Source organism: Actinomadura napierensis, assembly GCF_039529375.1.
GTDB classification, from domain to species: Bacteria; Actinomycetota; Actinomycetes; order Streptosporangiales; family Streptosporangiaceae; genus Spirillospora; species Spirillospora napierensis.
Genome location: NZ_BAAAMR010000366.1, coordinates 1 through 589, shown reverse-complemented (window position 1 = coordinate 589; position 589 = coordinate 1). Strand labels below are relative to the sequence as shown.

Below are 589 nucleotides of genomic sequence, written 5' to 3'. Positions count from 1 at the left end.
GCTCAGCCTAAAACTTTCCAAAACGCTCAAAAAAAATGGTTTCAAATTTGTTGGTCCAACCACCTGCTATGCTCTTATGCAAGCAGTGGGTATGGTCAATGACCATGAAAAAGATTGTCAATTTAAAGCTTCCTAACCCACCAGAACGGTTCAAATCCGCTTAAGGAGTTTCCGATGAGCAATAATACGATTCAGGCTTATGCTGCAATGCAGGCAGGTGAAAAACTGGTCCCATACCAATTTGATGCAGGTGAATTACAACCGCATCAAGTTGAGGTAAAAGTTGAATACTGTGGTTTGTGTCATTCTGATATTTCTGTTTTAAATAATGAATGGCGTTCAACCGTGTACCCTGTAGTTGCAGGCCATGAAATTATTGGACGAATTGTTGCTTTAGGCTCAGAAGCCAAAGGACTACAAATTGGGCAACGTGTCGGTATTGGCTGGACCGCTGAGAGTTGCCAAGCCTGTGATGAGTGTATTGGCGGTCAGCAAGTTCTTTGTACGGGCGAAAATGTCGCAACAATCGTGGGACATGCGGGTGGCTTTGCCGATAAGGTTCGTGCTGGTTGGCAATGGGCCATTCCCC

Annotated in this window: 2 protein-coding genes; both read left to right on the top strand. The window is 44.8% G+C overall.

Annotated features, from left to right (window positions below):
* The coding region (locus ABD296_RS49955) for a DNA-3-methyladenine glycosylase I (protein WP_344285701.1) at nt 1-136 on the top strand (136 nt) is incomplete at its 5' end.
* Between the two features lie 38 nt (nt 137-174).
* A partial coding sequence (locus ABD296_RS49950) for an alcohol dehydrogenase catalytic domain-containing protein (RefSeq protein WP_344285698.1) occupies nt 175-589 on the top strand: 415 nt, incomplete at its 3' end.